This is a genomic window from Streptomyces sp. NRRL F-2664 (assembly GCF_000719345.1).
GTDB lineage: Bacteria > Actinomycetota > Actinomycetes > Streptomycetales > Streptomycetaceae > Streptomyces.
In genome coordinates this window covers 1-425 of the sequence record NZ_JOFX01000373.1, presented here as the reverse complement: position 1 = coordinate 425, position 425 = coordinate 1, and the positions used below count along the sequence as shown (strand labels likewise).

General features: G+C 70.8%; 1 protein-coding gene. It reads left to right on the top strand.

Going from position 1 to position 425, the window contains the following annotated elements:
- Nucleotides 1-425 (top strand): hypothetical protein (locus IF89_RS39735; protein WP_043194996.1); only part of this gene is annotated, 425 nt, incomplete at both ends.

Below are 425 nucleotides of genomic sequence, written 5' to 3'. Positions count from 1 at the left end.
TTCACCTACACCACCGAGGTCTCCCTCCTGGGCCCGGACGGCGAGCCGGAGCGCAGGGTGGTCTCCCACTACAACAGCCTCCACCTCCTGACCTCCCAGGAGGTGTTCACCTCCGCCCTCGGCAACCGCACCGCCGGGGAACTCGTGCGGGGCTACAGCTGGCAGGACGGCGACTCCCCCGCCCCTCCGCCCCGGGATGCGGAACTCCCCGCGGACTGGGCCCTGCCCGTGCGCGAGGCCAGCACCGTCCACAACAGCGCCGGCCAGAAACGGGAGACCGTGACTGCCGCCGCATACGACGCCTACGGCCGTGCGGTGAAGACGGTGGACGAGACCGGGACGGTCACCGAGACCGTGTACGACCCCGAAGAGGGTGCTACCGGGCTGGTCGTGTCGCAGAAGACCACCGGCCGGGACGGCAAGGT